Consider the following 23203-nt stretch of genomic DNA (forward strand, 5'->3'; position numbering starts at 1 on the left):
CGTGGCGCGCGGACCGATCCCACCCTCCCCGCTGCCGCCCCGCCACGGGGTCGACGCCCAGCGCTTCCGGATGCCGCAGGCCGGCCCGTGGGCGTCGCTGCGCGACCACCTCGTCGAACGGCTGACGCCGGGCCTCACCGCCGACGACGTCGACCGGATGCTCACGGCGGGCGAGTTCGTCGACGCCGCAGGCTCGCCCGTGCCGGCCGACGCCCCGTTCGTGCCGCAGGCGGCCGTCTGGGCGCACCGGGACCTGCCGGACGAGGTGGCGCACCCGGAGGAGCCCGTCGTGCTGCACCGCGACGAACGCATCGTCGTCGTCGACAAGCCGCACGACATGGCCTCCATGCCGCGGGGCCGGCACGTCGTGCAGAGCGCCCTCGCGCGCACCCGGGTGCTCACCGGCCTCGACCGGCTGGCGCCCGCGCACCGGCTCGACCGGCCCACCGCCGGGGTGCTGATGTTCACGACCGAGCAGCGCTGGCGCGGGGCGTACCAACGGGTATTCGCCGAGGGGCTCGCGACCAAGCAGTACCTCGCGGTGGCCCCGGTGCGCCCGGGCCTCGAGCTGCCGCTCGTGCGGCGCACCCACCTCGTCAAGGAGCACGGCACCCACCAGGCCCGCGAGGTCGAGGGCGTCGAGCCCAACGCCGAGACGCTCGTCGAGCTGCTCGCCACCGGCCCCCAGCAGCTCGGGCTCTACCGGCTGACCCCGCGCACCGGCCGCACCCACCAGCTGCGCTGCCAGCTCGACGGCCTCGGCGTCCCCATCGCCGACGACCCGCTCTACCCCGAGGAGCGCGACGTCCCCCTCGACGACTTCACCCGCCCCCTGCAGCTGCTCGCGGCCGTGCTCGCCTTCGACGACCCCGTCGACGGCACCCCGCGCCGGTTCGTCAGCCGACGCCGGCTCACGCGGTGGACGGGCGCCTGGCCGACCTTCTGAAGGTGCGCCGGGACGGACGGCTCGATGTCACCGCCCGTTCAGCCGGCGGTGGTCGTCTCGACGCGCGAGACGCCGCGCCCGCGTCTAGGGTGACCCGCAGACCGCGCTGAGGAGCCGGTCCCAGGGAGGAAATCCATGCGTCAATCTCGTCCTGCCGCACGTCGGGTCGCAGCGGTCACCACCGCAGCGCTCGCCGTCGGCCTCACCCCCGTCGCCCTGGCCGCCCCGGCCTCGGCGGCGACCCCGACCGAGCTGTTCATCAGCGAGTACGTCGAGCCGGCCACGGGCAACAACAAGGCCATCGAGATCTACAACCCGACGTCGGCTCCGGTGACCCTCACGGGCGCCTACAGCCTGTTCACGTCCGTCAACGGTGGCTCGTCGAGCTCGACGATCGCCCTCCGGGGCACCGTGGCGCCCGGCGACGTCTTCGTCGTCGGCAACGACAACACGGCGAACGACCCCGCGATCCTCGCGGCCGACCAGCTGAGCAGCTCGCTCACCTTCAACGGCGACGACGCGATCGAGCTGCGTAGGGGCTCCACCGTCGTGGACTCCATCGGCCAGGTCGGGGTCGACCCCGGCACCGAGTGGGGCACCTCGCCCGTCACGACGGCCAACCACACCCTGCGGCGCAAGGCGTCGGTCACCGGCGGCGACCGGGTGAGCACCGACGCCTTCGACCCCGCCACCGAGTGGGACTCCTACCCGGCCGACACGTTCGACGGCCTCGGCAGCCACACGACCGACGGCGGACCCGTCGCCGACGCCGCCCCGGCGCTGGTCTCCTCGGAGCCCGCCGACGGCACGACGACCGTGGCGCCCGATGCCAGCCCGACGGTGACCTTCTCCGAGCCCGTGGTCGCCGGCGCCGACGCGTTCTCCCTGACCTGCTCGGTCTCCGGCGCGAAGACCCTCGCCGTGAGCGGCGGTCCGACGACCTTCACGCTCGACCCGTCGGCCGACTTCGCCCGCGGCGACTCGTGCGCCCTGACGGTCACGGCGGCCGCCGTCACCGACACCGATGACGTCGACCCGCCGGACTCGCCCGAGGCCGACGCCACGATCCGCTTCACGGTGCCGAGCGTCGGTCCCTGCGAGGCCCCGACGACGCCGATCCCCGCGATCCAGGGCAGCGGCGACACGGCCGCCGTCACCGGCACCGTCACGACCCGCGGCGTCGTCGTCGGCGACTACGAGGGGGCGTCACCGGCGCTGCGCGGCTTCTACGTGCAGGACCCGACGGGCGACGGCGACCCGGCCACCTCCGATGCGATCTTCGTCTTCGAAGGCAACGGTGCGGACGCCGTCGAGGTCGGCGACCTCGTCACGGTCACCGGCACTGCCGGTGAGAACCAGGGCCAGACCCAGGTCAGCGCGGGCTCGGTCACGGTCTGCGGCACCGGCACGGTCACCCCGACCGAGGTGCGCTTCCCCGTCGCGAGCAGCAGCGACCTCGAGCGCTACGAGGGCATGCTCGTCACCCTCCCGCAGCAGATGTCGGTGACCGAGCACTTCCAGCTCGGCCGCTTCGGCCAGGTCACCCTCGCGCAGGGCGGCCGCCTCGAGCAGCCGACCAACGTCGTCGCCCCCGGCGCCGAGGCGCGGGCCCTGCAGGCCGCGAACAACCTGCGCAAGGTGATCCTCGACGACACCTCCCAGGCCCAGAACGTCGACCCCATCGTCTTCGGGCGCGGCGGTCAGCCCCTCACCGCGGAGAACACCCTTCGTGGGGGTGACACCGTCACCGGCCTCACGGGGGTGCTCACCTACACGTGGGCCGGCAACGTGGCGAGCGGCAACGCCTACCGCATCCGTCCCGTCACGCCAGCGGCCACGGTCGACTTCGAGCCGACGAACGCGCGTCCGTCGGGCCCGCCGGCCGTCGGCGGCACCACCCGCGTCGTCGGGATGAACCTGCTCAACTTCTTCACGACGCTCGACACGAGCGGCAACAACTGCCGCGGCGGGCTCACCGGTGCGGTCATGGACTGCCGCGGTGCGAACACGGCCGCCGAGTTCGACCGGCAGTGGCGCAAGACCGTCGCCGCGGTGTCGGGCACCGGCGCCGACGTCGTGGCGTTCATGGAGATGGAGAACGACGGCTACGGCGCCGACAGCGCGGAGCAGTTCCTCGTCGACCGGCTCAACGACGAGGACGGCGCCGGCACGTGGGCGTTCGTCGACGCCGACGCGCGCACCGGCCAGACCGACGCCCTCGGCAACGACGCGATCAAGGTCGGCATGCTCTACAAGCCGGGTGCCGTCGAGCCCGTCGGCACGACCGCCGCGCTCAACACGACGGAGTTCGTCACCGGCGGAGACCCCGAGCCGCGCAACCGGCCGTCGCTCGCGCAGGCGTTCCGCGACACCACCACGGGCGGCACCTTCGTCGCCGTGGCGAACCACCTGAAGAGCAAGGGCAGCGCGTGCAGCGTGCCGGACGCCGGTGACGGCCAGGGCAACTGCACCGCGGTCCGCGTCCGGTCGGCGCAGCTGCTCGCGAGCTGGCTCGCCGGCGACCCGACGCGCACGGGGGACCCCGACGTCCTCATCCTCGGCGACATGAACTCCTACGCCAAGGAGGACCCGATCACGACGCTCGAGCAGGCCGGCTACGCCAACCTCATCGAGGCGCGCAACGGCCGCGAGGCGTACTCGTACGCCTTCGACGGGCAGTGGGGCTACCTCGACCACGCGCTCGGCTCGGCATCGCTCGCCCGCCAGGTGACGGGGGTCGGTGACTGGCACGTCAACGCCGACGAGCCGTCGATCCTCGACTACAACACCGAGTTCAAGACGGCCGCCCAGGTGTCGAGCCTCTACGCGCCCGACGAGTTCCGGATCTCCGACCACGACCCGGTCGTCGTCGGTCTCGACCTGGCCAACGCGGCGCCGGTCGTCGGCGCGGTCACCGGCCCCACCAGCGCCACGTCGGTGGGTGCGCCCGTGACGGTCGGCACGACGTTCACGGACGTCGACCCGCTCGACACCCACACGGCGAGCATCGCCTGGGGCGACGGGCAGTCGAGCGCCGGCACGGTCGCGGGCGAGGCCGTCAGCGGCAGCCACGTCTACCGCGCGGCCGGCGTCTACACCGTGACCGTCACCGTCACGGACCAGTGGGGTCACGCGGACTCGGGCACGACGACCGTCGTCGTCTACGACCGGGCGGCCGGCGTCGCAGCGGGTGCCGGCACCGTGAAGCTGCCCGCGGGCTCCTTCCCGGTCGACCCGGGACGCGCGGGCAGCGGCGCGTTCGTCCTCGCAGCCGGCTACGGCCGCACCGGGGCCACCCCCGCGGGCGTGCTCGCCTACACCGCGTCCGGGCCCCGCTTCGTCGTGGCCTCCGCGGCATACGACTGGCTCGTCGTCTCGGGCGACTCGGCGCGCACGAGCGGGCCCGTCACGGTCAACGGCCGGTCCGGCTACCGCGCCGCCGTCACCGTGACCGACCGCGGCCGCGTCGACACCTTCCGGATCGTCGTCACCGACGCGGCCGGGACGGTCGTGCACGACTCGGGCAGCCGTCCGGTCACCGGGGCCGTGACCGTGGGTCGCTGACGCGGCGCCCCACGGCCCGCAGACGGCCACCTCGGCGACGGCCCGGAGCACCTGCTCCGGGCCGTCGTCGCGTCCCGACCTAGACTGCGCGGATGCAGCACCCGCACGCCGCCCGCCGTGACCCCGTCGTCCGCGTCCACCACGGCGACCGCTTCGAGGACCCGTACGCGTGGATGGCCGACCGAGACTCCGAGGAGCTGCGCTCGCTGCTCCTCGCCGAGAACGCCCACGCCACCGAGCGCACCGAGCACCTGCGCCCGCTCGCCGAGCAGGTCTTCGAGGAGTTCCGGTCACGGATCGAGGAGACCGACCTCTCGGTGCCGGTGCGCCACGACCGCTGGTGGTACTACTCACGCACCGTCGAGGGGGAGCAGTACGCCGTGGAGGCGCGGGTGCTCGTCGCGGAGCACCCGACACGACCGACCCTCGACGCGGGGCGCCCGCCGGCGGGGGAGCAGGTGCTGCTCGACCAGAACGTCGAGGGCCGCGACCACGAGTTCTTCGCCGTCGGCGCGAGCGAGGTGTCGCCCTCCGGCGACCTGATCGCGTATGCCGTCGACGTCGTCGGCGACGAGCGCTACGACGTGCGCGTGCGCCGGATCGACGACGGCGTCGTGCTCGACGACGTCGTGCGGCAGACCGGCGGGTCCCTGGCGTGGTCGCTCGATGCGCGCCACTTCTTCTACACCCGCGTCGACGACGCCTGGCGCCCGCACCAGGTGTGGCGCCACGAGGTCGGCACGCCGAGCGAGACGGACGTCCTCGTGCACGAGGAGACCGACGAGCGCTTCTTCGTCGGTGTCGGCAGCTCCCGCGACGACTCGCTCGTCATCATCGCCGTCGGTTCCAAGACGACGAGCGAGTTCCGCCTCCTCGACGCGGCCGACCCGCTCGGCACACCTCGCGTCGTCGCACCGCGCCGGCAGGGCGTCGAGTACGACATCGAGCCGTTCGGCGACCAGCTGCTCGTGACGCACAACGCGAACCGCGTCAACTTCGAGCTGGCGACGGCCCCGGTGACGAGCACCTCGGCTGACGACTGGGTGCCGCTCGACGTCACCACCGAGGACGAGTACGTCACGGGCGCCGAGGGATTCGACGACTTCATCGCCGTGTCGCTACGGCGCGAGGGTGGCACCGGGGTACGCGTCGTGCTGCGCGACCCCGAGGCGCAGAACGGCCTGGGGGAGGCGCACGACATCGCCGTCGGTGAGCCGATCGGCACGCTCCACGTCGGCGTCAACCCCGAGGCGGCGACGCCGACCCTCCAGGTCGTGCACGAGTCGCTCGTCACGCCGCGCACCGTCGAGGACTACGACGTGCGTTCCCGCACCTTCACCCTGCTCAAGCGCCAGCACGTCCGTGGCGGCGTCGACCTCGGGCAGTACCGCCAGCGTCGCGAGTGGGCCACCGCGCCCGACGGCACGCGCATCCCCATCTCCGTCGTGCACCGCGGCGACCTCGTCGACGACGGCACGGCTCCCGGCCTGCTCAACGCCTACGGCGCCTACGGCATCTCGAGCGACCCGTGGTTCTCCGTGCTGCGGCTCTCGCTCCTCGACCGCGGCTGGGTGTTCGCCATCGCCCACGTGCGTGGCGGCTCGGAGATGGGCCGGTCGTGGTACGACGACGGCAAGCTCGAGGCGAAGCCCAACACGTTCACCGACTTCGTCGCGTGCGCCGACCACCTCGTCGAGGCCGGTATCGTCGCGCCGGATCGGCTTGCCGCAGAGGGCGGTTCGGCGGGTGGGCTGCTCATGGGTGCGGTGGTCAACCTCGCTCCGGAGCGGTTCCGCTTCGTGCACGCGCAGGTGCCCTTCGTCGACGCGCTGACGACGGTGCTCGACCCGAGCCTGCCGCTCACCGTCGTCGAGTGGGAGGAGTGGGGCAACCCGCTCGAGGACCCCACGGCATACGCCCTCATGAAGTCGTACTCGCCCTACGAGAACGTCGCACCGTCGCGCCACCCGAGCCTGCTCGTGACAGCCGGCCTCGACGACACCCGCGTCTACGTCACCGAGCCGGCCAAGTGGGTGGCCGCGCTGCGCCACGCCGACCTCGAGGTCGACGACCCCGCCCAGATCCTCTTCCGCACCGAGCTCGCGGCCGGCCACGGCGGCCGCTCCGGCCGCTACGACCTGTGGCGCGAATGGGCCTGGGAGACGGCCGTGCTCATCGACCAGACGTCGTGAGCGCGGCCGTCCCCGGTCGGCGTGGGACGCGTCAGGAGCCGTAGATCGCGGTGACCCACTCCGGGTGGTCGACGAACGGGTTCCGGTTGTGCTGCCAGGTGTCGAAGATGACCTGGTTGCGGCGCTTCTCGAAGGCGTCCGGCGGGTCCTGCAGGTTCCACTGCTTGAGCACCGAGAGCTTGCCGATGGCCGGAGCCGAGCCGTTGCCGACCTGGTTGTTGGGCTCGAGGTCGGCGAAGCCGTCGCCGCCGTCCCAGCGCACGGCCATGTAGAAGATCATCCGGGCGACGTCGCCCTTGACGGCGTCGCGCGGCTCGAAGGAGTCGGCGTCGCTGCGACAGCCGGTGCACTGGGAGACCGCCGAGCCACCGAGGTCGAAGTCGAGGTTCCCGCGCGTGCTGTTGACGGTGACGTCCTCGGGGCGCAGGTGGTGCACGTCGGTGCCCGGGCCGTTGCTCGTGCCGAAGTCGCCGTGGCTCTTGGCCCACACGTGCTCGCGGTTCCACTGGTCCACGCCACCGCCGTTGTCGGACTTGGCGATCGAGCGGCCGGAGTAGATCTCGACGACGTTGTTCGCGTTCGCCGGGTCCTGGTCGGTGTCCTTGAGCGCGGTCCACACCTGGTCGTAGGTCAGGGTGGTCACGCCGTTCGAGATGATCCGGTGGAGCTCGGTGTGCAGGGCCGTGCCCGTCTTGCCGATCGCCGACGCGTAGTACGTCGAGTCGTACGGGCCCGAGGTGCCGGTCGGGGCAGGGCTCGTCGGGCTGGTCGTGCTCGTCGTCGGGGGCGGGGTGCTCGTGGACGTGCCGCTGAACGCGAAGGCCGACGCCGAGGTCATGCCCGGGTGCGAGAAGTACGCCGAGAGCGCGCCGGTGACGTCGATCTGCCGGCCGAGGAGGGAGGGGTTGGTCTGCAGGCCCCACGCCGAGCGCGACGCCGCCGGGATCTGCACGTAGAGCATCCGGCTCGTCGAGGTCTCCGCGGCGGAGTCGGCGACGGCCAGGGCGTAGTCGTTGGGGAAGCCCGAGCGCACGACCGTCGAGGTCGCGGTGGGCTGGCCCACGACGTAGCCGCGCACCGTGGCGCTCGCGCCGGTCTGCGCGGCCACGGCCTGGGCGACGGTGAGGGGGGCCGCGGCTGCCGACGTCAGGGCGGCGGGAGCCGCCGCGGGCACGGGCAGCGTGGCGGCGGGTGCGCCCGCGGCCGTGGACAGGGCGAGGCTCGGTGGGACGAGGGCGACGGCGACGCCGGTGACGAGTGCGGCCAGGCGGCGCCGGGAGATGACGACGGGCACGGGGGCTCCTGCGGGGTGGAGGGAGGGGAGTTCGGGCCACCCGGGTGGGCGGCGTGACGAGCGTCGCCGACCGAGCACCGCCACCGGGTCAGCCGCGGGTCAGCCCTTCGTCAGGGCAGGTCAGGATTCGGCAGGTGTGCTCCCGGTCCGCGCTCGGTCCGCGCCCGGTACCCGCCGCACTCCGGGACCGGGTCGGAGCACAGCGGCGCGCCTCCTAGACTGGTGACCCATGATGTCCTCTCTCGACCTGCGCGGCCGCACTCTCGACGTGCGCTTCCTGCGCCGGGAACTGCCCCGAGCCGAGTTCGACGTCACGGCTGCCCTCGAGCAGGTGCGGCCGATCTGCGAGGACGTGGAACATCGCGGCGCCGCGGCGCTGCGTGACCTGGGCGAGCGCTTCGACGGCGTGCGCCCCACCCACCTGCGGGTCCCGCGCGCCGTGCTGCGGTCGGCGCTCGAGCGCCTCGACCCCGACCTGCGCGCCGCCCTCGAGGAGTCGATCCGCCGCGCCCGCGTCGTGCACGCCGACCAGCGGCGCACCGACACGCGCACCGAGGTGGTGCCCGGGGGTGTCGTCACCGAGCGCTGGGTCGCCGTCGACCGCGTCGGGCTCTACGTCCCCGGTGGCCTCGCCGTCTATCCCAGCAGCGTCATCATGAACGTCGTGCCCGCCCAGCTCGCCGAGGTCGGCTCGCTCGCGGTCGCCTCGCCCCCGCAGCGCGAGAACTCCGGCGAGTTCGCCGGGTACCCCAACCCGACGATCCTCGCGGCCTGCGAGCTGCTCGGCGTCGACGAGGTGTATGCCGTCGGCGGCGCCCAGGCGGTCGCGATGTTCGCGCACGGCTTCGTCGACGACGACCCCGACCACGGCGTCGTCGACGGCGAGCAGGTCGTCTGCGACCCCGTCTCGCTCGTCACCGGGCCCGGCAACATCTGGGTCGTCGCGGCCAAGCGCCTGCTCAAGGGCCTCATCGGCATCGACGCCGAGGCCGGCCCGACCGAGATCGCGATCCTCGCCGACGACACGGCGGACCCCGAGCACGTGGCGGCCGACCTCGTCAGCCAAGCCGAGCACGACCCGCTCGCCGCGTCGGTGCTCGTCACCGACAGCGAGGAGCTCGCCGAGCGCACGCGCGAGGCGCTCGCCCGCCGCGTCGCGGCCACGAAGCACTCCGCCCGCGTCACCGAGGCGCTCGAGGGCACCCAGTCGCGCGTCGTGCTCGTCGACGACGTCGACGCCGGTCTCGCGGTCGTCAACGCGTATGCCGCCGAGCACCTCGAGATCCAGACCGCCGACGCGGCCGCCGTCGCGGCGCGGGTGCGCAACGCGGGCGCCGTGTTCGTCGGCCCGCACGCACCGGTCAGCCTCGGCGACTACGCCGCGGGCTCCAACCACGTGCTGCCGACCGCCGGCTGCGCGAGCCACTCGAGCGGGCTCTCCGTGCAGTCGTTCCTCCGGGGCATCCACGTCGTGGAGTACGACGAGGCCGCCCTGCGCGAGATCGCCCGCCACGTCGTCACGCTCGCCCAGTCGGAGGACCTCCCGGCCCACGGCGAGGCCGTGACGGCGCGGTTCGGCGACGAGGTGCCGCAGTGACCGAGTCGGCGAGCGCCGCGGCCGAGGTGCAGCGGCTGCTGCGTCCCGACCTGCGCGGGCGCACGGCATACGGCGCCCCGCAGCTCGACGTGCCGGTGCGCCTCAACACCAACGAGAACAGCTACCCGGTGCCGCAGGCCGTCGTCGACGCGATCCTCGAGGCCCTCGCGGGCGACGTCGCCTCGCTCAACCGCTACCCGGACCGCGACTTCGCCGACCTGCGCGCGGCCCTGACGGCATACGTCGTGCGCCAGTCGGGGGTGCCGGTCACGCCCGAGCAGGTGTGGGCCGGCAACGGCTCGAACGAGGTGCTCTCGCACGTCGTGCAGGCGTTCGGCGGCTCCGGGCGCGTGGCGCTCGGCTTCACGCCGAGCTACTCGATGCACCCGATCATCAGCGAGACGCTCGGCGCGACGTGGGTCGACGGCCTGCGTGGGGCGGGGCGTCCCGGCGCCTTCGATCTCACGGCCGAGGCCGCGGCCGAGCAGGCGCGCAGGCACCACCCGGCCGTCGTCTTCCTCTGCTCGCCGAACAACCCGACGGGCACCGCGCTGCCCTTCGAGGTCATCACCGCGGTGCTCGAGGCCGCACCCGACGCGATCGTCGTCGTCGACGAGGCGTATGCCGAGTTCGCCCGCGCCGGAACGCGATCCGCGCTGACGCTGGTCGCCGACAACCCCCGCCTCGTCGTGACGCGGACGATGAGCAAGGCGTTCGCCTTCGCGGGTGGGCGGCTGGGCTACCTCGTCGCGGCCCCCGAGGTCGTCGACGCGCTGCGCCTCGTGCGCCTGCCCTACCACCTGAGCACGCCGACCCAGACGATCGCGCGCGTCGCCCTCGAGCACGCCGAGCTCATGCTCGGCACGGTCGAGGTCATCAAGGCCCAGCGCGACCGCATCGTCGAGCGGCTGGCGACCCTCGGCGCCGCACCGGTGGCGAGCGACAGCAACTTCGTGCTCTTCGGTGGGCTCGCGGACGAGAAGGCGACGTGGCAGGCGCTGCTCGACCGTGGCGTGCTCGTGCGCGACGTCGGCATCGCCCACCACCTGCGCGTCACCGCGGGCGACCCCGAGGAGACGACCGCCTTCCTCGAGGCCATGGTCGCGCTCGCCCCCACCCACCTGGCAACCACCCACGAGCAGGAGACCGTCGCATGAGCCGCACCGCGAAGATCACCCGCGCGACGTCGGAGTCGTCCGTCGAGCTCTGGCTCGACCTCGACGGCAGCGGCGCCGCCGACGTCTCGACCGGCGTCCCGTTCTACGACCACATGCTCACCTCGCTCGCCAAGCACTCGCTCATCGACCTCACGGTGCGGGCCACGGGCGACGTGCACGTCGACGTGCACCACACCGTCGAGGACACCGCGATCGTGCTCGGCCAGGCCCTGCGCGAGGCGCTGGGCGACAAGAGCGGCATCTCGCGCTTCGGCGACGCGACCGTGCCGCTCGACGAGGCGCTGTGCCACGCGGTCGTCGACGTGGCCGGCCGTCCCTACGTCGTGCACGAGGGGGAGCCGGAGGGTCAGCAGTACGCCCTCATCGGCGGCCACTTCACCGGCTCCATGACGCGCCACGTGCTCGAGTCCCTCGCCTCCAACGCCGGGCTCTGCCTCCACGTGCGCGTGCTCGCGGGCCGCGACCCGCACCACATCGTCGAGGCCCAGTTCAAGGCCGTCGCGCGGGCGCTCCGGGCCGCGATCGCCCCGGACGCGCGGGTCGTCGGCATCCCGAGCGCCAAGGGAGCGCTGTGACGATGGTGGGTCTGTGACGATGGTGGGGCCCCGGTGAGCGCCGACGTCGTCGTCCTCGACTACGGCAGCGGCAACGTCCGCTCCGCCGTGCGCGCCCTCGAGCGCGTCGGGGCGCAGGTCACCCTGACCTCCGACCCGCACCGCGCGCTCGAGTGCGACGGGCTCTTCGTGCCCGGCGTCGGCAACTTCCACGCCTGCATGGCGGGACTCGCAGCCGCCCACGGCCCCCGGATCATCGGCCGCCGGATCAGCGGCGGGCGGGCCGTGCTCGGCGTCTGCGTCGGCATGCAGGTGCTCTTCGACGGTTCGACAGAGCCCTCCGACGCCCCGCTCGAGGGGCTCGCCGAGTGGCCCGGCACCGTCGAGCGCCTCCCGGCCCAGGTCGTCCCGCACATGGGGTGGTCGGAGGTCGAGGCGCCGTCCGGCTCGACGCTCTTCGCCGGGGTCGAGCACGAGCGCTTCTACTTCGTGCACTCGTATGCCGTGCAGGACTGGACGCTCGAGGCGACCGGCGCCTTCGCGCGGGTCGCGCCCCGCGTCACGTGGGCGGAGCACGGCGCCCGCTTCGTCGCCGCGGTCGAGAACGGCCCGCTCGCCGCCACGCAGTTCCACCCCGAGAAGTCCGGCGAGGCGGGACTCCACCTCCTCGAGAACTGGGTCCACAGCCTCTGACGGCGGCGCCCCGGGCCTCTGGGTCGTCAGCCGACGCCCCAGAGGCGCGCCACGTGCGACGCGTCGGTGCCGCAGCAGCCGCCGACGACCGTGAGGCCCGGCAGCCGGGACGCCACGCGGGTGTGCCCGTCGGCGATCCGGTCGAGGTCGCCGGCGTCGAGGTCCTCGGCCTCGTCGAGCTCGGCGTGGCTGCGCGTCGAGGCGTTGTAGCGCACGCCGAGCACCCGGGTGCGCCAGTCGGCCCCCTCCCCGGGGCCGGGCAGCCCTGCGAGCACGTGCTCGGGGTGGGCGCAGTTGACGAGGTAGTGGTCGGGCGCTGCCTGGGCGTCGACCTGCTCGACGGCGTCGGCGAGACCCGTGCCGTCGGGCAGGCGACCGTCGACCTCGACGGTGAACGAGATGGCCACGGGGATGCCGTGCTCACGTGCGGCACGCACCACGCCGATCGCCTCCCCGGGCGTCGTGAGCGTGTAGGCGGCAACGAGGTCCGCGCCCGCCTCGGCGAACGCCGAGACCTGCGCGGCGTGGTAGGCCGCCGCCTCGTCGGGGGAAGGTGACCCGGCGCTGCGGTAGCCGTCGCCGCGCGGCCCGACCGTGCCGCTCACGACGACGTCGCGCAGCCCGAGCTCGGCGGCATACCGGCTCGCCAGGGAGCGCAGCAGGCCGACGGCGTCGGAGTTCGCCCGCCTCAGGTCGTCGGCCGAGTGGCCGAGGCGGGCGCCCCAGTCGGGGTTGGCCCGCCACGTCGGTGCCTCGAGGAGCAGGCCGGCGCCCGCCCGGTCGGCGATCCGCGCATACGCCTCGTAGTAGGCCGTGAGGAGCGCGCGGCCGGTGCCGTCGGCGAGAAGTGGGTAGGCGGCGAACTCGGGCAGGTCGACGCCGTGGTTGAAGATGAGGTCGGTCTCGAGGCCTCCGTCGGTCACCATGGGTCGACCGGACTGCTGGGGCAGGGGGTTCACGTCGGGCTCCCGTCGGCGAGTCGGGTCGGACTCCTTCCGGTGTAGCAGACCCGCTCGCGCGATACGTCTGATCGGCGGATCCGGGCGACACGGCATACTCGGGTGGCGTCACCGTCCACCCCGTGAGGAGCCCGTTCGTCATGACCGACCAGCCGCGCCTGGAGCTGTTGCCCGCCGTCGACATCGCGGGGGGCCGCGCCGTCCAGCTCGTCCAGGGCGTCGCCGGGAGCGGCGGCGAGTTCGGCGACCCGTGGGAGGCGGCCCTGCGGTGGCAGGAGCAGGGCGCGGAGTGGATCCACCTCGTCGACCTCGACGCGGCCTTCGGGCGCGGCAGCAACCGCGAGCTCATCGCCTCGATCGTCGGGCGCCTCGACCTGCAGGTCGAGCTCTCGGGCGGCATCCGCGACACCGAGTCGCTCGAGGCGGCGCTCGCCACCGGCTGCCGGCGGGTCAACATCGGCACCGCGGCCCTCGAGGACCCGGAGTGGACCGCCTCGATCATCGCGGCGCACGGCGACCGCGTCGCCATCGGCCTCGACGTGCGCGGCACGACCCTCGCCGCGCGGGGGTGGACCCGCGAGGGCGGTGACCTGTGGGAGACGCTCGCGCGCCTCGACGCCGAGGGCTGCGCGCGCTACGTCGTCACCGACGTCAACAAGGACGGCATGCTCCAGGGCGCCAACGTCGAGCTCCTCCGCGACGTCTGCGCCCGCACCGACCGCCCGGTCGTGGCGAGCGGCGGGGTGTCGACGCTCGAGGACATCGCGACGATCCGGGGGCTCGTCGGCGACGGCGTCGAGGGCGCCATCGTCGGGTCGGCCCTCTACCGCGGCGCGTTCACGCTGCCCGAGGCGCTCGACGTCGCCGGCCGTCCCGCCTCGTGAGCGGGGCCGATCCCCACGCCGGGGACCACGACCACGGGCACCGCGACCACGGGCACCACGACGAGCACGGGCGCCCTGCCGACTCGGCCGGGCAGGCCTGGGAGGGCAAGTCGATCCCGTCGCACGGCTTCTCGGGCGACGCCGGTGAGGCCGACCCGAGCCTGCTCGCCGCCCTCGCCTCGGCCGGCGCGACGCCGGGGCCGGACGCCGAGACGCACCTGCTCGCGACCGTCGCCCGGGCCCGCTGGCTGGTGCCCGTCGTCGCGGTGGCCGCCGAGGTCGACGACTCCGGCGCGCACGCCGTCGACACCCGCAGCGACATGGCGGCCGTGACGCTGACCGGGCCGGACGGCTCGAGGGCCCTGCCGGTCTTCAGCTCGCTCGCGGCGCTCGCCGACTGGGACCCGACCGCCCGGCCCGTGCCGGTTCGCGCGGCCGCCGCGGCGCAGGCCGCGATCAGCGAGGAGTGCCAGGTGCTCGTCGTCGACGTGGCCTCGACGCACGCCACGGTGCTGCGCCCGAGCATGCTGTGGGCGCTCGCGCAGGAGCGGGACTGGACGCCGAGCCACCTCGACGCGCACGTCGCCGCGGCCGTGGAGGCAGCCGTCCGGGCCGAGCCCGACGTCACGAGCCACCGGCTCGAGGCGGGGGAGCCCGCCGGAGCCGGTGTGCTGCGGGTGGTGCTGGGCCTGCGCCCTGGCCTCGACGCCGACCGGGTGGGCGCCGTCGCCACCCGGATCGGCGAGCGGATCGCGACCGACGGGGAGACCCGTGCGAGGATCGATGCCCTGACGTTCGCGCTGGAAGCGGCGCGCTGAGCACACCCGCGGAGGTGGCGCACGTGGACCCCACACCCCAGGCGACCCGGGAGCGCGATCCCGAGCGCCCCACGGGTCCGGCCGAGCCCGGCACGGCCCCGGTGACCGCGCCGGAGCCCGGGACCGGCGCCGCACGGGCGGGTCGTCGCGGCGGCGGCAGCGGGGGCCCGCTCGGCTTCATCGGCGACCCGACCCTCGACGCCCAGCGCCGGAGCGACCTGCGCCGGATGCGGCTCGTCGCAACGGGGCTGCTCGTCCTCGCCGCGATCGTCTACGTCCTGACCCGCGGCCACGACGACGGCTTCCTCGGCTTCGTCAACGCCGGGGCCGAGGCCTCGATGGTGGGTGCGTGCGCCGATTGGTTCGCCGTGACCGCGCTCTTCCGCCACCCGCTCGGCCTGCCGATCCCGCACACCGCGCTCATCCCGCGCAAGAAGGAGATGATCGGCAAGAGCCTCGAGGAGTTCGTCAGCGAGAACTTCATGCGCGAGGACATCATCCGTGAGCGGGTGCTCGACGCCGAGCCCACCCGGCGGGCCGCCGAGTGGGCGCTCGCCCCGGGCCACGCCAAGCGGCTCGTCGACGAGGTCGCGACCGTCACCGTCCACGCCCTGCACCGCATCCCCGACGACGACGTGCGGGCCGTCATCGAGCAGGCGGTGCTGCCCCGGCTGTCACAGGAGCCGGTGAGCTCGCTGCTCGGCGGGCTGCTCGACCAGGTCGTGCGCGACGAGGCGCACGTGGGCCTCGTCGACCTCGCGCTCGACGAGGTGCGGGTGTGGCTCGTCGACAACGAGGACCTCTTCGAGTCGCTCATCACCCAGCGGGCGCCGTCCTGGGTGCCGACCGCGGTCAACGACCTCGTCGCGCGCAAGATCCACGTCGAGGCCCTCAAGTGGCTGGCCGACATCCGGGGCGACTCGCGCCACGACGTGCGCATCGCCCTCGACAAGCTGCTCATCGACCTCGCCGACGACCTCCAGCACGACCCGGTCACGCAGGCGAAGGCCGAGCGGCTCAAGGAGCGGGTGCTCTCGCACCCGCAGGTCGCCGACACGGCCATGTCGCTGTGGGTCTCGCTGCGCGCGGTCGTCGTCGCCGCCCTCGAGGACGAGGCCGGTCCGGTGCGCGCCCGCGCCGTCAAGGAGGTGACGGCGCTCGCCGACCGGCTGCTCGCCGACGCCGACCTGCGCGACCGCATCGACGCCCGCATCTGCGACGCGACCGTCTACGCCATCGACCGCTACGGCACCGAGCTGACCCGGATCATCAGTGACACCGTCGACCGCTGGGACGGCAAGGAGACCGCCGAGCGCGTCGAGCTTCAGGTCGGCCGCGACCTCCAGTTCATCCGGATCAACGGCACCCTGGTCGGCGGCCTCATCGGCATGCTCATCCACGCCGTCTCGGTCGTGCTGCCCACCTGAGCGGCGGCCGGCTCAGGAGCGGGCGTCGAGCCGTTCGGTGACGGTGCGGAGGGTGTCGTGCAGCGCGAGCATCTCCGAGCGCGAGAGGCCGCTGCGCGCGGCGATCTGCAGCGGCAGGTCGCGCAGGGCCTCGATGCGCTCGCGCCCGGTCGTCGTGGCCGAGACGAGCACCCGCCGCTCGTCCTCCGGGTCACGGGCGCGTCCGACGAGCCCGGCCGCCTCCATCCGCTTGAGCAGGGGGGAGAGGGTGCCGGAGTCGAGCCGCATCAGCTCGCCGAGGCGGCTGACGGTGAGCGGACCGTGCTCGGCGACGGCCATGAGCGCGATGTACTGCGGGTACGACAGGCCGTGCTCCGCGAGCAGCTCGCGGTAGACGCCGTCGAACGCGCGCACGGTCGTGTGCATCGCGTAGCAGATCTGCTGCTCGAGGCTGAGGGGGCTCGGGGCGGCGGCGGTGGGATTGGACGGGCTCATGACTCAAGCGTACTATCAAATTGCGCACAACATAATTGGTCGCAATGAACTTGAGGAGAACCACATGAGCAGCGCCACCCAGACCGCCTCGTACGTCGCGTCGGCCACCGCCTCGGGCCGCGAGGGCCGTGCCGTCACCTCCGACGGCCGCCTCGACGTGACCCTGGCCCCGCCGCGTGAGCTCGGCGGCAGCGGTGAGGGCACCAACCCCGAGCAGCTCTTCGCCGCCGGGTACGCCGCGTGCTTCGCGAGCGCCCTCGGCGTCGTCGCCCGCAAGCGCCGGGTCGAGGACTTCGACGTCGCGGTGACCGCCGACGTCAGCCTCTCCGGGTCCTCGAGCGCCGGCTTCGGCCTGGCCGTCGTGCTCCACGTCGAGCTGCCCGAGGGCATCGACGCCCAGCTCGGCCGCGAGCTCGTCGACACCGCGCACCAGGTCTGCCCCTACTCGAACGCGACGCGCGGCAACATCCCGGTCGAGATCCACGTCGACTGAGGGCCCGGTCGCTCCACGGCCTTCCCCCACCGCGTTCCCACCGCCCACCCCCACCGACGTGCGCCCGTCCCTGCGTGGCCCGTCACCGAAGGAGACCCCATGACCACCGCCCGTGAAGTCCAGCTCAAGAGCCGCCCCGTCGGCTGGCCCACCCACGACGACTTCGACCTCGTCGAGACCGCGTCCGTCCCCCTCGAGGAGGGCCAGGTGCGCGTGCGCAACGAGGTCATGTCGGTCGACCCCTACATGCGTGGCCGCATGAGCGACGCCAAGTCCTACGCCGAGCCGTATGCCCTCGGCGAGGCCATGCAGGGCGGCGCGGTCGGCGTCGTCACCGAGTCGCGCTCCGACGCCGTCGCCGTGGGCGACCACGTGCTCCACGGCCTGGGCTGGCGCGAGGAGGCCGTCGTCGACGGTTCCGCCGTGCGGGTCGTCGACACCGCGGTCGCCCCGGCTTCGGCCTACCTCGGCGTGCTCGGCATGACCGGCCTGACCGCCTACGCCGGACTGACCCGCGTCGCGGGGCTCAAGGAGGGTGACGTCGTCTTCGTCTCCGGCGCCGCGGGTGCCGTCGGCAGCGTCGTCGGCCAGGTGGCCAAGGCGCTCGGCGCGAGCCGGGTCATCGGCAGCGCGGGCTCCGACGAGAAGGTGCGCCACCTGCTCGACGACCTCGGCTTCGACGCCGCCTTCAACTACAAGGAGGGTCGCGTCTCCGACCTGCTGCGCGAGGCCGCCCCGGACGGCATCGACGTCTACTTCGACAACGTCGGCGGCGACCACCTCGAGGCGGCCATCGGCTCGCTGCGCCAGGGCGGTCGCATCGCGATCTGCGGCGCGATCTCCGTGTACAACAACACCGAGGCGGCCCCCGGCCCGCGCAACCTCGCCCGCCTCATCCAGACCCGGGGCACGATCACCGGCTTCCTCGTCGGCGACCACTGGGACCTCTCCGGCGAGTACGCCGAGCGGGCGGCCGGCTGGATCGCCGACGGCTCCCTCGCCTCCCGCGAGACGTTCGTCGACGGGATCGACCATGCGGTCGACGCCTTCCTCGGTGTCCTCCGCGGCGAGAACGTCGGCAAGATGCTCGTGCGCCTCTGACGACGCGCGCGACCGCGCACGCCCTGCGGGTGCGCACCGAGAAGGCCTGTGCCACGGACTACCTCCGCGGCGCAGGCCTTCGTCGTGGGCGGGAGCGGTGGGTCCGTTCGTGCGTGTGTCACCGGGCCGGGGCCCCCGACAGGTTGCGCCGTTTCCCCCTGCGGCACCCCGGGGGTGGCTAGTCTTCGCGCAGGAACAGGGGCCTGGGTCAGGGGTGACGTGGTGCGGCTGAGCGACCGGTCGAGCGGGGCGGCGTCGAGCGCGCCCGGCGTCGAGCGACCGGCTCCCCGCCCCCGCGCGTCCGCTGCAGGCCGGGTTCCTCGCGACGCGACGACCGCCCCGGGCCGATTCCGTGCCCGGCGAGTCACCGTGCGGCAGTGGCGAGCTCGTCACCCGTGGTGCAGGCCTTCGGCGTCCCCTCGTGCTCGGGACGACAGTGCCCGGGACCCTACGATGAAGGGAAACAGGGAATGAAGCGAAGGTTGTTGGGAGGGGCCGCGGTCGCGGCCGGGCTGGTGCTGGCACTCAGCCCCGCGGCGCACGCCGCACCGGCGGCGACGCCGCAGGCCACGTCGCCGGTCAAGGCGTCCGCGACGCGGGGTGGTGCCGCGATCTCGCTCGAGGTCGGTGCGGCGACGATCGCCAAGGCCCGTCTCGGGGCGAAGCAGGCCCGGGTCGGGGCCCGCGAGAAGGCCGACCTCAAGGCCCTGCGCCAGGAGCTCGCCCGCCGCGCCGCGGGCAACGGCCAGACCTACCTCGACGGCGACACCGAGTCGTTCGTGCTCTCCGACGGGGTGTCGATGGCCGTGCCGAAGGGGCTCGACGTCTCGTCGGTCTCCGTCCGCACGGAGGGGGGCAAGGTCGTGGCCGACGTCGTCTCGGAGGACACGTCGACGACGGCCTCCGCGCGCCAGGGCCAGGGCATGGCGAGCTGGACGACGCTGACGTCCGGCACCTACGTCATCAAGATCAGCGGTGCCGGCTTCATGGAGTCCAAGTGGCTCAAGCGCAAGCTGACCGGTGGTGACGGGTCGAGCAAGTACGACTACATCGCCATGCGCCGCACCGGCCTCGGGCAGCCCTACGAGATCGGGGGCATCAACTACTCCGTGACCGGTCTCTACATCTCGGTGCACTCCACCGACGCCACGCGGGCCAACGCGGTCGACCGCATCGACCAGTCGCCGCAGCAGGACTTCACGGGCAACTGCAAGGGCAGCTACAACATCGGGGTCAGCGCCTACGGCGTCTCGGCGGGCGGCACCTTCGCCGACTGCGACAAGAACGACATCTCGTTCAGCACGAGCGACCCCGGCTACTACCGCAACTACATGACCCAGGGCGCCGTCTTCAACGGCGGCAACCGCGCCGTCGGCTTCCAGATCGCGGTCAAGGTCAAGCAGGGCAAGGCGCTCAACTTCACGAGCTACCAGCGGCTCGAGATGGCCCGCTACGTCTACCCCGCCAAGAAGTGCAGCACCTGGGACGCCAGCAAGACCTGCTCGTGACCCGAGGCACCACCTGAGAGGCACCACCCGTGGCACGTCACCCCTCGAACCGCCTCGCCGTGGCGGCGGCAGCGCTGCTGCTCGCCCTCACGACGGCCTGCTCGTCGTCGGGTGACGCCCGACCACCGGGCCCCGGCGCAGCGACGCCCGGCCCCGTGGCCGGGGACGCCACGGTGCCACCGCCCCAGGCCGGTCCGCCGGCCTGGGGCGGTGAGCTCTGCTCCCAGCCGGCCGTCACGTGCGCCGAGCACGCCGGCCTGCCGACGGTGCTCGTCGCGCGGCCCGGCAGCCGGCTCGACGACGTCGTGCTCGTCGACCTCGGCGGCCCCGGCACCTCCGTCGAGCAGACCCTCGAGCGCCTCGCCGACCTCGACCTCTTCGCCGGCCACGACGTGCTCGTCGTGGGGGAGGCGTGGGAGGTCACCCCACCGACCGACGCGTGCCTCTCGGCCGAGGCCGCGCGCGTCGCCTCGTGGGCGGCGATCACCGCACCCGGTTCGAGCACCGGCGCGTCGTGCGACCCCAGCCGGTGGCGGTTCGTCCCCGCGGACTACCGCGCCGCCGTCGCGGACGCCCTCGCGCCCTCTCACGGCCGCGTCACCTCCGGGGTCGGCGTCTCCTTCGGCGCCGTCCGCGTCGCGGCGGCGCTGACCGCCGACGTGCCCCTGCTGCTGCTCAGCCCCGCACCCGTGGCCGGCAGCAGCGGCGCCGTCGACGCGGCGCGTGCCGACGCGGTGCTGCAGCGGGCCCGCGCGCTCTGTGCGGGCCGACCCGCCTGCACCGGCGTCCTCGACCGGCTCGGCGCCGGGCGCTCGCTCGAGGCCCGGGACTACGAGGCGGCCCTCGCCCTGGTCGGCTCGGCCCCCGACCCGGACCTGCTGCGCGAGACCGTCGCCGCCCTCGGCGCGCGGACGGGCACCGGAAGCGCCGACACCCTGACCCGCCAGGCGTACGCCGCCACCTTCCGCTACGGCGACGGCGCCGTGCTGCCCAACCTGCTCTCGTACCGGGCCGGCACGTGCGGGTGGTACTCGGGCACGGGTGCCCCGAGCCCGACGAGCCCGACGAGCGAGGCCGACGCGACGGGCGACACCGGCCTCGCCGCCCTGCTCGACGCCGTGCTCTCCTGCGGCGCCGGGCCGACGACGCCCCCCGCGATCGACCTCGTGGGCCGTCGCGGCTGCGTCGTCACCGCCCGCGACGACGTCGTGACCCCGCCCGCCCTGACGCGACCGTGGACCTCCGGCGGCAGCGCCCTCGTCCTGCGAGCCGGGGGGATGAGCGCCCACGGCGCCCTCGACGGCACGGCCGCGAGCCTGCTCTCGCGGGTGCCCGCGTCGCTGTCGGCCTGCTGACGTCGGGGCGCCGCTCAGCCCAGCAGGTCCTTGGCCTTGTCGGCCGGCAGGAGGTCGTGACGCGCGGGCTCGCGCACGAAGGAGCCGGTGCCGTGCGAGACCGAGCGCAGGTCGATGGGGTAGCGCGAGAGCTCGGCCTGCGGCACCTCGGCGTGCACGACGGTCCACCCGCCCTCGGTCGCGACGCCGTCGTTCATCGAGTCAGCGGGCTCGGTGCCGAGAACCTGCCCGCGCCGGCCGCGCAGGTCGGACATGACGGCACCGAGGTACTCGTCGGCGATGGTGATGTCGACGCGGTCGATCGGCTCGAGCAGGGCCATCGTCGAGGCGTTCGCCGCCTCCTTGAGGGCGAGGGCGGCCGCGGTCTGGAACGCGACGTCGGAGGAGTCGACGGAGTGCGCCTTGCCGTCGGTCAGGGTGACGCGCACGTCGACGACCGGGTGGCCGGTGAGCAGCCCCTTCTCGAGCTGGTGCCGGGCGCCCTTCTCGACGGAGGGGATGAACTGCCGCGGCACGGCACCACCGACGACCTTGTCGACGAACTCGAACCCCGCGCCGCGGGGGAGCGGCTCGATCTCGAGGGAGCACACGGCATACTGCCCGTGCCCGCCCGACTGCTTGACGTGGCGGCCCTGCACGGAGCACCGGCGCACGAACGTCTCGCGCAGGGCGGTGCGGTAGGGCTCCGCCGTCACGGTGACGCCGTAGCGGTCGGCGAGCTGCTCGATGAGGTCGTCGACGTGGGCCTGCCCCATCGTCCACAGCACGACCTGCTCGGTCTCGCTCGAGTGCTCCATCCGCATCGTGACGTCCTCGGCGACGAGGCGGGCCAGGGCGCTGGCGAGCTTGTCCTCGTCGGACTTGGTCGCGGCGCGGATCGCGACGGGCAGCTGGGGCTCGGGCAGCAGCCACGGGGCGACGACGGCGGGGCGGTCGCAGGAGGAGAGCGTGTCGGACGTCTCGGCGCGGGTCAGCTTCGACACGAGCGCGAGGTCCCCGGCGATGGCCGTGCCGCGAGGACGGTGCCCGTCGAGGAAGGGCGAGGCGAGCGGGCCGACGCGCTCGTCGTCGTCGTGGGACGGGTGTCCCGCGACCTCGTGGCCGACGAAGTCGCCGAGGTGGCCGGAGACGTGCACGGGCTCGTCGACGCGCAGCGTGCCCGAGAAGACGCGGACGAGCGACAGGCGCCCGATGTAGGGGTCGGTGGTCGTGCGGACCACCTCGGCGACGAGCGGCTGGGACGGGTCGCACGCGACGCCCTTGACGGCGCCGCCCGCGGGCGTCGTCACGGCGGGCAGGGGGTGGCGCGTCGGGTCGGGGAAGGCCTGCTCGACGAGCCGCAGCAGCTCGTCGACGCCGGCCCCGGTCGTCGGCGACACGGGCACGACGGGGAAGAAGGTGCCCTGCGCGATGGCCGTGCGCAGGTCGGCGAGCAGCGACTCGGTGTCGATGGTCTCGCCCTCGAGGTAGCGGTCGAGCAGGGTCACGTCCTCGGACTCCTCGATGACCGACTCGATGAGGGCGGCCCGGGCGTCCTCGTGCTCGGCGGACGTCTCGCCGGTCAGCAGCCCGACGACGCCACGGACGGCGCCGTCCTCGATGACCGGCCAGTGCGTGGCCCGCACGTCGCCGAAGGTGCGCCGGCAGGTGTCGACGGTCGCGGAGAAGTCGGCACGCGGCTGGTCGAGGTGCGTGACGACGACGGCCCGCGGCATGCCGACGGCCGCGCACTCGCGCCAGAGCAGGCTGACCGGGCGGTCGACGTCGTCGGCACCGGACACCACGAAGACGGCGGCGTCGGCGGCCCGCAGCCCGGCCCGCAGGTCGCCGACGAAGTCGGGGTAGCCGGGGGTGTCGAGCAGGTTGACGGTGAGGCCGCCCGACTCGAACGAGGCGACGGTGAGCCGCGTCGTGCGCACGTGGTCGGTGCCGCCCGTGCGCTGGCCCGGCACCCGGGCCGCCACGAGCGCCTCGAAGAGGGCGGTCTTGCCGGCCCCGCCGGGTCCGACCAGCACGACGTTGCGGATGTCCTGCGGCGAGGCGGGGTTGGGGGCCGCAAGAAGGTCTGATCTGCCGGGCGTCTTTGCCATGGCAACACCTTTCTCCTGTCGTCCGGTCGTCCACAAGCCCCACCGCGTGCCTTCCGCCCGCGGCCGTGTGCCGGGT

At 73.8% G+C, this 23203-nt stretch carries 18 protein-coding genes; 14 read left to right on the top strand and 4 right to left on the bottom strand.

The genetic code is table 11. The features are described from left to right. The first annotated feature begins 1 nt into the window (after position 1). From ABD979_RS16435 to ABD979_RS16445, 3 genes are all read left to right on the top strand, one after another. Positions 2-946 (top strand): pseudouridine synthase, encoded by a 945-nt coding sequence (locus ABD979_RS16435; protein WP_345508580.1) that lies wholly within the window; start codon positions 2-4, stop codon positions 944-946. A 135-nt stretch (positions 947-1081) separates the two neighbouring features. Next, a complete protein-coding gene (locus tag ABD979_RS16440; protein ID WP_345508581.1) occupies positions 1082-4510 on the top strand; it encodes an ExeM/NucH family extracellular endonuclease in 3429 nt (1142 codons plus the stop codon). A gap of 92 nt (positions 4511-4602) precedes the next feature. Next, complete coding sequence (locus ABD979_RS16445; protein WP_345508582.1) at positions 4603-6702, top strand: S9 family peptidase; 2100 nt, start codon at positions 4603-4605, stop codon at positions 6700-6702. A gap of 31 nt (positions 6703-6733) precedes the next feature. Here the strand turns inward: ABD979_RS16445 and ABD979_RS16450 are convergent, their stop codons facing one another. Further along, entirely contained in the window at positions 6734-7996 is a 1263-nt protein-coding gene (locus tag ABD979_RS16450; RefSeq protein WP_345508583.1) for an endonuclease, read from the bottom strand. Between the two features lie 229 nt (positions 7997-8225). On the opposite strand from ABD979_RS16450, the gene hisD reads away from it, so the two are divergent. Genes hisD through hisH form a run of 4 tightly spaced genes read left to right on the top strand, consistent with a single transcriptional unit; the run spans position 8226 to position 12018 of the window. Next, entirely contained in the window at positions 8226-9593 is a 1368-nt protein-coding gene (gene hisD / locus ABD979_RS16455; protein WP_345508584.1) for a histidinol dehydrogenase, read from the top strand. After that, positions 9590-10750 carry a histidinol-phosphate transaminase gene (locus tag ABD979_RS16460; protein ID WP_345508585.1) on the top strand — a complete coding sequence of 387 codons (1161 nt, stop codon included), beginning with the start codon at positions 9590-9592 and terminating at the stop codon, positions 10748-10750. The genes hisD and ABD979_RS16460 overlap by 4 nt, the downstream gene beginning before the upstream one ends. Next, positions 10747-11346 carry an imidazoleglycerol-phosphate dehydratase HisB gene (gene hisB, locus ABD979_RS16465; protein WP_345508586.1) on the top strand — a complete coding sequence of 200 codons (600 nt, stop codon included), beginning with the start codon at positions 10747-10749 and terminating at the stop codon, positions 11344-11346. Before ABD979_RS16460 ends, hisB begins: the two co-directional genes overlap by 4 nt. 33 nt (positions 11347-11379) lie before the next feature. After that, positions 11380-12018 (top strand): imidazole glycerol phosphate synthase subunit HisH, encoded by a 639-nt coding sequence (gene hisH / locus ABD979_RS16470; protein ID WP_345508587.1) that lies wholly within the window; start codon positions 11380-11382, stop codon positions 12016-12018. Between the two features lie 26 nt (positions 12019-12044). On the opposite strand, the gene ABD979_RS16475 is transcribed toward hisH, so the two are convergent. Continuing rightward, positions 12045-12944, bottom strand: coding sequence for a homocysteine S-methyltransferase family protein (locus ABD979_RS16475; RefSeq protein WP_345508588.1), 900 nt, complete (start codon positions 12942-12944; stop codon positions 12045-12047). 173 nt (positions 12945-13117) lie between these two features. Here ABD979_RS16475 and priA point away from each other — a divergent pair, with 173 nt between their 5' ends. Genes priA through ABD979_RS16490 form a run of 3 tightly spaced genes read left to right on the top strand, consistent with a single transcriptional unit; the run spans position 13118 to position 16106 of the window. Continuing rightward, the gene (priA, locus tag ABD979_RS16480) at positions 13118-13861 is read left to right on the top strand and encodes a bifunctional 1-(5-phosphoribosyl)-5-((5-phosphoribosylamino)methylideneamino)imidazole-4-carboxamide isomerase/phosphoribosylanthranilate isomerase PriA (RefSeq protein WP_345508589.1); all 744 of its coding nucleotides are present in this window, start codon (positions 13118-13120) and stop codon (positions 13859-13861) included. Beyond that, positions 13858-14679: an SseB family protein gene (locus ABD979_RS16485; RefSeq protein WP_345508590.1), complete on the top strand. Its 822-nt coding sequence runs from the start codon at positions 13858-13860 to the stop codon at positions 14677-14679. Before priA ends, ABD979_RS16485 begins: the two co-directional genes overlap by 4 nt. A 23-nt stretch (positions 14680-14702) precedes the next feature. After that, positions 14703-16106 carry a DUF445 domain-containing protein gene (locus tag ABD979_RS16490; protein ID WP_345508591.1) on the top strand — a complete coding sequence of 468 codons (1404 nt, stop codon included), beginning with the start codon at positions 14703-14705 and terminating at the stop codon, positions 16104-16106. A 12-nt stretch (positions 16107-16118) separates the two neighbouring features. On the opposite strand, the gene ABD979_RS16495 is transcribed toward ABD979_RS16490, so the two are convergent. After that, a complete protein-coding gene (locus ABD979_RS16495; protein ID WP_345508592.1) occupies positions 16119-16580 on the bottom strand; it encodes a MarR family winged helix-turn-helix transcriptional regulator in 462 nt (153 codons plus the stop codon). A 64-nt stretch (positions 16581-16644) separates the two neighbouring features. Here ABD979_RS16495 and ABD979_RS16500 point away from each other — a divergent pair, with 64 nt between their 5' ends. The 4 genes from ABD979_RS16500 (at position 16645) to ABD979_RS16515 (ending at position 21037) form a co-directional block, all read left to right on the top strand. Then, a complete protein-coding gene (locus ABD979_RS16500) occupies positions 16645-17073 on the top strand; it encodes an organic hydroperoxide resistance protein (RefSeq protein WP_345508593.1) in 429 nt (142 codons plus the stop codon). Positions 17074-17172: 99 nt separating this feature from the next. Beyond that, positions 17173-18174 carry an NADP-dependent oxidoreductase gene (locus tag ABD979_RS16505; RefSeq protein WP_345508594.1) on the top strand — a complete coding sequence of 334 codons (1002 nt, stop codon included), beginning with the start codon at positions 17173-17175 and terminating at the stop codon, positions 18172-18174. 470 nt (positions 18175-18644) lie between these two features. Continuing rightward, a complete protein-coding gene (locus tag ABD979_RS16510) occupies positions 18645-19682 on the top strand; it encodes a hypothetical protein (RefSeq protein ID WP_345508595.1) in 1038 nt (345 codons plus the stop codon). Positions 19683-19711: 29 nt separating this feature from the next. Further along, positions 19712-21037 (top strand): hypothetical protein, encoded by a 1326-nt coding sequence (locus ABD979_RS16515; RefSeq protein WP_345508596.1) that lies wholly within the window; start codon positions 19712-19714, stop codon positions 21035-21037. Positions 21038-21051: 14 nt separating this feature from the next. Here the strand turns inward: ABD979_RS16515 and ABD979_RS16520 are convergent, their stop codons facing one another. Next, entirely contained in the window at positions 21052-23127 is a 2076-nt protein-coding gene (locus ABD979_RS16520; protein ID WP_345508597.1) for an elongation factor G-like protein EF-G2, read from the bottom strand. Positions 23128-23203 lie beyond the last annotated feature (76 nt).

Source organism: Terrabacter aeriphilus, assembly GCF_039542985.1.
GTDB classification, from domain to species: Bacteria; Actinomycetota; Actinomycetes; order Actinomycetales; family Dermatophilaceae; genus Terrabacter; species Terrabacter aeriphilus.